The 9,884-nt window shown below is 51.7% G+C and carries 7 protein-coding genes; 5 read left to right on the forward strand and 2 right to left on the reverse strand.

Annotated elements, in window-relative coordinates; all coding sequences use genetic code 11:
- Positions 1 to 257: 257 nt before the first annotated feature.
- From F456_RS0108365 to F456_RS0108385, 5 genes are all read left to right on the forward strand, one after another.
- Positions 258 to 1,670, forward strand: a complete 1,413-nt coding sequence (locus F456_RS0108365) for a uracil/xanthine transporter (RefSeq protein WP_018976564.1) — start codon at positions 258 to 260, stop codon at positions 1,668 to 1,670.
- On the forward strand, positions 1,606 to 2,901 hold the full coding sequence (locus tag F456_RS0108370; protein ID WP_018976565.1) for an amidase: 1,296 nt from the start codon (positions 1,606 to 1,608) through the stop codon (positions 2,899 to 2,901). The genes F456_RS0108365 and F456_RS0108370 overlap by 65 nt, the downstream gene beginning before the upstream one ends.
- Positions 2,901 to 3,773 carry a fumarylacetoacetate hydrolase family protein gene (locus F456_RS0108375; RefSeq protein ID WP_018976566.1) on the forward strand — a complete coding sequence of 291 codons (873 nt, stop codon included), beginning with the start codon at positions 2,901 to 2,903 and terminating at the stop codon, positions 3,771 to 3,773. The genes F456_RS0108370 and F456_RS0108375 overlap by 1 nt, the downstream gene beginning before the upstream one ends.
- Before the next feature lie 324 nt (positions 3,774 to 4,097).
- A complete protein-coding gene (locus tag F456_RS0108380; RefSeq protein WP_018976567.1) occupies positions 4,098 to 5,510 on the forward strand; it encodes an NCS1 family transporter in 1,413 nt (470 codons plus the stop codon).
- Between the two features lie 333 nt (positions 5,511 to 5,843).
- The gene (locus tag F456_RS0108385) at positions 5,844 to 7,238 is read left to right on the forward strand and encodes an allantoinase (protein WP_018976568.1); all 1,395 of its coding nucleotides are present in this window, start codon (positions 5,844 to 5,846) and stop codon (positions 7,236 to 7,238) included.
- 148 nt (positions 7,239 to 7,386) lie between these two features.
- On the opposite strand, the gene F456_RS0108390 is transcribed toward F456_RS0108385, so the two are convergent.
- Positions 7,387 to 9,384: an alpha-amylase family protein gene (locus tag F456_RS0108390; protein WP_018976569.1), complete on the reverse strand. Its 1,998-nt coding sequence runs from the start codon at positions 9,382 to 9,384 to the stop codon at positions 7,387 to 7,389.
- Positions 9,385 to 9,644: 260 nt separating this feature from the next.
- The coding region (locus tag F456_RS0108395; protein WP_018976383.1) for an IS3 family transposase at positions 9,645 to 9,884 on the reverse strand (240 nt) is incomplete at its 5' end.

A 9,884-nucleotide genomic window follows, 5' to 3' on the forward strand; every position in this document is an offset into this window, starting at 1 on the left:
TGCAAGACTGCAAGACTGCAAGACTGCAAGACTGCAAGGCAAATAGCAGCTGCGAGATGCAGGATAAAATCGCTGAAACGCAGCGTCCAGAGTGACCGGACGGTGGCTGTCTGAAGCGAAACTGCACCTAAGGATTCCAGGAATTCCTGGAATCCTTTTGTATAAATCAAGCTTTTTCGATAATTTTCGATGAATAAGCAGCCGTTCTTGTCGGTGCGCCATTCAATCTCGATGAAGCTTCCAACGGAAGGTGACGCATGCAGAAAATGTTCTCGCTGAGGTCCGGGTTGGCCGGTCTGCAGTGGTTGTTTTTCTTGTTTACAAATACAGTTGTTATTCCCATCACCGTTGGAGCCGCATTTGGTCTGCCGCAGGAGCGGATTCAACTGCTGATCCAATGTTCTTTTGTACTGACGGGCCTCGCCTGTGTCGTACAAGCGGGCCTTGGGCATAAACGCTCGATTATGGAGGGTCAGTCGGGTCTATGGTGGGGCATCGTACTGAGCTTATGCGCAGCCGCACCGTCGCTCGGCCTTACGCTGCCTCAATTGGGCGGAAGCCTGGCGGTCGGTATCATCATCTCGGGGGTGCTCACCGTTCTGATTGGTCTGTGCGGGCTGGCTGCTCCGCTGTCCCGAATGTTTACGCCTGGCGTCATGGCAGTTTTTATGTTTCTGTTGGGCTGCCGCTTGAACATGATCTTTCTGGAAGGCATGTTAGGTATTTCGCCAGGACTATCCGCGGAAGAAGCGGTTATCCGTCCGGCAATTTTCCTGCTGGCAGCAGCAATTGCGGCATTCGTTGCTGTGCTGTCGGTGCGGGCAAAATCTGCGCTTGGGCGATATGCGCTGCTGATCGGTATTCTCGGCGGCTGGCTGCTGCATACGATGATTTTCGGCACAAATTCCGTGTCGGACGGCTCCGACAAGATGAATTTCGTGCTGTTCCCGCTTGGCGGGCCGGAGACCGGATTGAATGCGGGTGTGATAGCCATTGCGGTGATCGCCGGACTGGTCAACGCTTCGAATACATTCGGAGCGTTGAAGGGAACCGATGAGATTTATGGAAAAGAGGCGGCCACCAGCTCGTATAGACGTTCCTTTACGATCAGCGGTGTGCTGGCAATTCTGTCCGGTCTACTGGGACTTGTACCGTATGCGCCTTACGTCTCGTCTGTTGGGTTTCTGCAGCAGACGCGCATCCGCGAACGGATGCCCTTCGTGATCGGCGGCCTGCTGTTTGCCGCTATCGGATTGATTCCGGTGATCAGCGGCCTGCTTACGCTTCTTCCGCTCAGTATAGGCAGTGCGGTACTGCTGGTCACTTATTTGAGGCTGCTCGGATCGTCACTTCAGTACTTTGGACAGATTCGGATGGATTCGGCGAACTTGTACCGGACTGCGGCACCACTCTTTGTCGGAATCATCGTAATGGGAATGCCGTCGGCTTATTTTGCTTCGCTGCCGCCGCTGCTTCGTCCGCTGCTTGGCAGCGGACTGCTTGTTGGGATACTGCTGGCGCTGCTGCTGGATCGAATACGTTTTGGCAGCACAAAATCGAAAGAGGAGTCCGCTCCCGTACATCCGAGCAAAGGGGGAATGACAAATGAACGAAATGAAAGTGTCGGGAAACGCTGTTCCGAACCAGAAGTTTCTATCGGAACGAAGTGAACGAATCGGAGAATGGGGAGCTTTTGTCGATCCTGACGTTGCTCTATCGCCTATTGAAGCGGGAACGCTAAGCGGGTCGATTTTTGCGGTCAAAGATGTCTTTGATATCTGCGGCATAAGGAGCAGCGCTGGGAATCCCGATTGGCTGCGTACTCATGAACCGGCATCGGAGACAGCTCCGGCGCTGATTCGTCTCTTGAAGCAGGGTGCACAGTTGAAAGGAACGACGCAGACCGACGAGTTGATGTACAGCCTGAACGGCGAAAATTTCCACTACGGAACGCCGACCAATCCCGCTGCACCCGGACGGATTCCCGGCGGCTCATCCAGCGGTTCCGCAGCTGCAGTTGCAGCGGGTATAGTCGACTTTGCAATCGGAACGGACACCGGCGGATCGGTGCGTATTCCTTCATCATACTGCGGATTATATGGGTTTCGTCCTACCCACGGAGCGGTGTCTGCGGAAGGCGTGATCCCACTAGCCCGCAGCTTCGATACGGTGGGCTGGATGAGTTCGGACGCGGAGCTGCTGCTTCATGTAGGCAGAGTGCTGCTGGAGGGCAAGAATGAGGAAAATGAAAAGGCAATAGGGACTGTAAAAGATTCCTCAGTTCATGGGCAGCGCTTCACTCGCTTCTTCACGGCTGATGAAGCTTGGAATCTGCCCGAAGAAAACGACCGGCAAACGCTTCTCGGAAGGCTGCATAAACTTGCCGAGTGGAAGGTGTCGGCCGAAGAGGTTCGGCTGACGGAAAGCGGCGAAACGTTGGCCGACTGGTCTGCGGCGTTCCGGATTCTGCAGGGGCTGGAAATTTGGCAGGAACATGGCGGCTGGATTAAGGAAAAACGGCCTGTGTTCGGACCCGGCATTGCCGAACGGTTCGAATGGGCTTCCCAGCTTACGGAGTCCATCGGCAAGACGCAGGAGGAACTGCGTACCCGGGTAAGGTACAAGCTTGCTGAACTTCTCGGCAGTGACGGGCTTCTGGTGATTCCGACCGCTCCAGGTCCTGCCCCGCTGCTTGGCCTACAGGGGGAGAAAGCGGAAAACTACCGAGCGAACGTTATGCAGCTCTCTTGCATCGCGGGATTGTCGGGACTTCCGCAGGTTACCGTCCCGACAATTCGCCTTGACGGCCTGCCTCTCGGGCTGTCTTTTATCGGTGGACCGGGTACGGATCTGAAGCTGCTGGAATGGACGGCAGAGCAGTTTGCAAAGGAGGCGTATTGATGAGACTTGTTACCGCTGCCTGGACGGGACAGAAACAAGAACAGGAACACACGGCTTTTATGACAGAAAGAGGTCTTGTGCCGTTAGCTTGGTTGAACGAGAAGAAAGGGATGAACTGGGAGACCGATATTCTGACGCTGCTGCAAAGCGGCAGAATGGACGCCCTGCGCGAATGGTATTACGGCAAAGGGGCAGAGATATTGGATTCGCTGCCTATTCTGCCTGACGATGAAGTTCGATACGGTGCGCTGTACCGCAGACCGGGCAAAATTATAGGAATCGGGATGAATTATTTGGAAAAGGCAATAGAGCTGTCCGGTCGTCCGCCAGGCGAAGAACCAGTCATTTTTTTGAAGCCGGATACTTCCCTGATTGGTCCTGAAGATTCGATCATTCTGCCGGACGGTGCCGGACAGATTGCTGCCGAAGCCGAGCTGGCGATTGTCATCGGACGAACCTGCCGCAGAGTCGCTGAAGAAGAGGCAATCGGCGCTGTGGCAGGTTATACCACTTCACTGGATATGACCGCCAAAGACATCCATGCCCGTAATTCCCGTTTTCTTCAGCGGGCCAAAAGCTTCGATACGTTTTTGAGCCTGGGCGCGTCACTGTCTACACCGGATGAATATGCGAATTTGTCGGAATTGGCGGTCGAAACGGTACTGAACGGAGAAGTCATGCATCGCAATACCGTGAGTCAGATGATCTTTTCGCCGACCTTCCTGATCTCTTTCCTGTCTCATATCATGACCTTAAATCCGGGAGATGTCATTCTGACAGGAACACCGGGTTCGGTTTATATTAAGCCTGGTGACCAAGTAGAATGCCGCATTGAAGGAATGAAAACCTTGACAAACCTTGTGAGCTTATAAGGATGGAAGATACAAGTTGCAAAGTACGCCGTCTCAATGTATTAGCTTTGTTTTGAATACATAGTTCGGAGATAAAACGGTTTCAAGTGAATATCACACTTAGTGTGATATTTTTTTGTTTAAATTCAACAGTTATTGAAGGTATAATCTACGTTTTTGTCAATGAAATGTATCAATAAGCTGATAAAATAAGAATCAGAAAACAAAAGTAAGAATACGTTACATAGAAAAGTGATGTTATCTTACCGTTCATCCACCTTATGCGGAAGTACAACAATACCGGTAGGAGCGGCACGGCAACCAAAAAGAGGGAGTGGAGCGAATATGTCTACGAATTTGGCGGGTCAAGTGTTGAAAGAAACGGAAACGCAGCTGCAGCAGGATACGGGTGTAGACGAATCTCTGAAGCCCAAGCAGGAGAAGGACAGAACGGTTGGTTCAGTGGCTTACATGTTTATGTGGATCGGGGATGGGGTCAATCTAGGCAATATGACCTTGGGAGCCAGCTTGATTGCTGCAGGTATCGCAACGCTAAATCTGTTTCAGACATTTGTGGCCGCTATAATCGCGATTGGGATCATTTCCGCAGTGTTTGCGCTCAACGATCGTTTCGGCTATCGAACCGGCGTACCTTATGTTGTGCAGCTGCGAATGTCGTTCGGCATCAAAGGCTCGATTATCTCTTCATTTCTTCGCGGAATACCGGCCATTGTCTGGTATGGTTTTCAGAGTTGGGTCGGAGGAACGGCGCTGAACGAGATTGTCAAAGTGCTGAGCGGCGGAGCATTCGACAGCGTTCCAATCTGCTTCATCGTTCTGCAGGCAATTCAAATTGGGCTTTCGCTTTATGGCTTTCATGCGATTAAGTGGGTGGAGACGCTCGCTTCGGTAGTGATTATGTTGGCACTGGTGTACGTTTTCGGTATTCTGCTCAATTCGCACAGTGCGGCAATCGCCGACAACTGGGTGAACACCCAAGGGACATGGGGACTTCCGTTCTTCGCCTTCATTATGGTATTCCTCGGGAATTACGCGGCTATCTTCCTCAGCGCGGGAGATTACTCCCGAGAACTGAAGACGGGCATGAGCGACAAGAAGCGCGGCCTGCTCTACTTCCTGCCAATCTTTATCGCTTATGGTTTCGTTCTAACGATCGGAGCCATGATGGCGGCCGCAACAGGCATTTCCAATCCAGTCAAAGCTTTTGCGGTTATCGTAGACAATCCGTATATTACTGTCGCCGTATCCGCCTTTATCGTCATTGGAGCTGTTGCCGTTAATATGGTCGCAAACATCGTACCACCAGCTTACGTGATCTCGCTCGTCACCAAGATGAAGTACAAAGCTTCCGTTGTCGTCACCGGGCTGCTGGCACTCTGCTCGTTCCCTTGGGTGCTGGTACAGGATTCATCGGCAAAAGGGTTGAACACATTCATCTTGATCTACTCCGCATTCCTCGGTCCGATTGTCGCTATTCTATTGGTGGAGTACTACATTTTGCGCAAACAGCAGGTCGATGCAGCGGAATTGTACCGGGAAGACGGTGCATTCAAAGGATATAACCCAAGTGCGATGCTGGCGATGGTAATCGGAGCCGGAGCGGCGTTCCTTCTGGTAGATATCGGCTGGATCATCGGTTTTGTAACCGCAGGTATCTCCTACGTGCTGCTCAGCAAGTTCGCGTTCAAAGGCTCAAGTTTTAAAAAAGGAACGATTTACGACGCTTCCTCAAACTGACGCGCCGTCCTGAAAAGGAGGGTGAGCTTGAGGAAATGACAAACGACGCTTCCTCAAACTGACGCGCCGTCCTGAAAAGGAGGGTGAGCTTGAGGAAATGACAAACGACGCTTCCTCAAACTGACGCGCCGTCCTGAAAAGGAGGGTGAGCTTGAGGAAACGGCAGACGACGCTTCCTCAAACTGACGCGCCGTCCTGAAAAGGACGGTGAGCTTGAGGAAACGACAAACGACGCTTCCTCAAACTGACGCGCTGTCCCGAAAAGGGCGGTGAGCTTGAGGAAGCCGCAGACGACGCCAAGGAAATCTGACAAACTGAAGAGGAGAGATGAACATGGAACATTTCGACTTGATCATACGCGGAGGCAGTGTAGTGCTGCCAAGCGGAGAGACCATAGCTGACATCGGTATCAAAGGCGGGAAGATCGCGAAGATTGCCGCCAACCTGGAAGGCGAAGCAGATCAGGAGTGGAATGCGGCTGGACGCCATGTGCTGCCGGGAATGATCGATGTGCACGTTCACTTCAGCGAGCCGGGGCGGGAACATTGGGAAGGGTTCACGACCGGATCGGCTATGATGGCCGCCGGCGGCTGCACCACCTTTTTCGATATGCCATTGAACGGTATACCGTCGACAGTCCATACAGAAGCCTTGTTCGATAAAGCACGTCTTGGAGAAGAGAAGTCGGTTGTCGATTTCGGACTCTGGGGAGGACTTGTACCCGGCAACGAAGAAGATCTGCTTCCTTTGGCAGCTTCCGGCGTGATCGGCTTTAAGGCATTCCTATCCACAACCGGCAACAAAGAGTTTGAAGCGGTAGACGATATGACGCTGCTTACAGGGATGAAAAAAATCGCGGAACTCGGAAAAGTACTGGCTCTCCATTCGGAAAGCGCCGCGATCACCAACTGGTTAAAAGAAGAGAAAGAAAAAGCGGGCCTGTTTAGCGCAGACGATTATTTGGAAACACGTCCGATCATTGCCGAAGTCGAAGCGGTAGAACGTGCGTTGTACTATTCGGAAATTACCGGCTGTGCGCTGCATTTTGTACATATCAGCTCGGCGGCAGCCGTGTCGAAGATCGAAGAAGCCAAAGCCTGCGGAATGAACGTGACTGTCGAGACTTGCCCGCACTATCTGCTGTTCAATCATAACGATCTGCGGGAAAAAGGTACCATCGCCAAATGTGCGCCGCCGCTTCGCGAAGCGGACGAACAGCAGCGGCTGATTGCTCTGCTGGCAGCGGGCAAATTCGATATGCTGTCGTCTGATCACTCACCGTGTCCTTTCGACATGAAAGACCCGAAAGATCACAATTTGTTCCAGGCTTGGGGCGGTATCAGCGGCGGTCAGTTTACACTGTTATCAGCACTTGAACTGGCGATGCAGCACCATATTCCATTGGAAAAAGTCGCCGCTTGGACGGCCTCCAATCCGGCGGAGCGTTTTGGTCTCTCGGATCGGAAAGGTTCAATAGCTGTCGGCATGGACGCGGATCTTGCGATCGTAGACTTGAACGAAGCATTTACGGTGACTGAAGACAATTATTATGCGAAGCACAAGCAAAGTCTGTATATCGGACATACGTTTCCGTGCAGCGTGACCGGCACTATTGTACGCGGACAGATCGTCGTTCGGGGCGGAGAAGTCATGAATGCACAGCCGACGGGAAGATGGCAGAAGCCAGTTCAAGCCATAGTCGGCGATCGGGAATTGTCGGCACTGTAAATGTTCCAAGCATCGAATCTGTACATTTCAAAGCAGGCTTCAGCATTAAGAAAAGACCGCTTTTCGGCCGTACCGTACGGCGGAAAGTGGTCTTTTTGTATGGTTTAATATTCAGCTCGATCAATGAATTTGAATCGGGAATGAAGAGTTAAAACTCTACAACAACCATCTGATGGCACGACCATTCAGGCACCGTACAGGAGATCCTCCCGTTTTCCTGCGTAAACACAAGCGGCATACGCTGCGGGGCCAGATACAATTTCCGCACCGGACGATTTTCCGTAAGTCTAATTTCGGTCGGGTGTATGGTTGGCAGGTCTTCAATGATCTCTGTATCTTTACCGCGTCTTACAGGAGAGGCATACAGCAGATGAAGTACCCGTCGGTTTTCGGCATACTGTTCCTGAAGCGTCACAATACCTTGAGCCGGGAGATTGACATGCAGCGTTCGTTCGCCCGCTGCCGATTCCAGAAGCCGATCCAACACGTACAATAAAATTTGTTTGACTGGAAGGCTGCCGTACTTGGCATAATCCGTGAACAAGTTCCAGCCTATATAGATGCCTTCCGGGCCTTCGGTAATTCCCGGTCCGGCATCCTGCATGTCAGAGGGCGCATGGAGATGGGAAGTGAACGTGAACAGATCCCGGTTGAAATAAGGGTTTTGACGACTGCCGAGCGACCTGCCTTCTGGAGCCAGACCGATCTCGTAACCGTCCGCATACACAAGAAACGAGGAGGGGCGCAGTGACAGCAGTTTAAAGTCCGGACGCACGTAAGTGGGATTGAACGATGAAGTTCCCAGCCATTCGGCTCCGAGATCCAATGCAAACTTCGAGCCGTCTTGCATCAGTCCCGATTGTCCGGTTGCGAGCACTTTGCCGCCTTCCGCCGTAAAAGCATCCAACCGTTTTCTCAGATCCGGTGTAATTGCGATACAATCCGGCAGAATGATGACTTTATAAGTATGCAGATCGCTTTCTTTATCAATAACGTCGAACAGTAGATGTCCTTCCAGCAGAATGCGTACAGCTCCTGTATCCGCCCAGTCCATAGGGGAAGCATTGGAGGCGCCCGATTGATCTCCAGCAGAGGATCCGGCTGCTTCGGCCGACAGCAGTGCGATATCGGCGACCGCTGTCGTATTACGGCACCATTCTTCTTTCTCTTCAACTTCCGCATACGCTTCGCCGATCAGCGCATAAGTCGCCTGATCCATTATGCCGAGCGGATGCAGCTGATCGCCGATCGAGCAGCCAGCTCCGTTTGCCAAGCTGAGTGCCGCTTCGTAACGCAGAGCATTTGGATGCTTAAAGCCGCCGAATTCTCCCCATGATTTATGGAACTTTCCTGTCATGCCGAGTACATCCATGCCCAGTCCCTGAGCGTAGCGTACCGACAGGGGGAAATGATCATAACCCCAACCGCCGGTCGGCAGAGATTCCAGTTCAAGATGGGTATTAAAAGCCGCAAGATCCCGTCGTCCGCGCCGGATATGACCGTTATTGTGAAAAATAGGAAGGCTCGGCTTCAGCGAATGAACCGCTTCTTTCATTGCGGCTCCGTATCTGGAGTACGTTTCTTCCCACATCGCCCGCATATCGTCGATATTGCGCGGGTCGGAGCCTTTACGGCGGATTTCCGCCACGCAATTTTGGCAGTAGCATTCGCGTACTCCGACGATATCGAGAAAAATACCGTCCGCATCATACCGTTCGAGCGTTTCTCGGACCTGAGCGGTCAGCATATCCAAATAAGGCGTATTGAAGCAGAATTCATGATATCCCGGTTCCATAAAATCTGCCGCCCATTGGGTCCGTTCCTGCCGGTTTCGGATCAGCCATTGAGGATGGCGCCGCGCAAGTTTTTCGTCCAGTCCCGCTGAGAGATAGACCGGCGTCTTGACTCCAATCTCATGTGCGGCTTCAATCTGTGATCCGAGCAGATCGAACGACAACCCCGGATGAATCTCGTTGGCATTCGACGGATGATAAGCCCAGCCGTGATGACATTTGGAGAAAAGAGTAATCGAATCGACATGTCCAAGCTTCAGCATGTCCTGAAACTGCTTTTGCGAAAAGTGACGTCCGATCTCGGGTATTGCTTCGGATGTATGGAAGTCGAGATGAACCTGCCGGAATCGCATAGAAAATCCTCCTAACAGAAATAGAAAAAAGTAAATAAAGCTTATTCAAAAAGCGAACTCTACGATCTTTAGTGCTCTTAGTGCTCTTAGTGCTCTTAGTGCTGGTAGTGCTCTTAGTGCTGTTAAGCTCTTTATAGTCTTTTATAGTCTTTAGAGCCTTTCTTTATAGCCTTTAAGATCTTCACGATCTTCACCTCCTCAAAAAAAGCCGCGCTTGCTGGTCCTAGCCCCGTCAAGTAGACACTAAAAAACACAGTTTCTCAAGCGACGACCTTTTCCCGAAACTCTTTCGGGGAAAGGTCGTTTAGTTTGCTTTGGAAACGTTCCTCATTGTAATACGTCAAGTAGTCCGCAATTTGGTGCCTTGCTTCTTCAAGTGTGTTAGGATTCTCCAGATACAGTTTCTCAGTCTTTAGATGCGAAAAAAACGACTCGACACACGCATTGTCAAAGCAGTTGCCCCGTCTGGAATGGCTGCCTGTGAGTCCTTTTGCTTGCAG

Origin of the sequence: Saccharibacillus kuerlensis DSM 22868, from assembly GCF_000378145.1 — a bacterium.
GTDB classification, from domain to species: domain Bacteria; phylum Bacillota; class Bacilli; order Paenibacillales; family Paenibacillaceae; genus Saccharibacillus; species Saccharibacillus kuerlensis.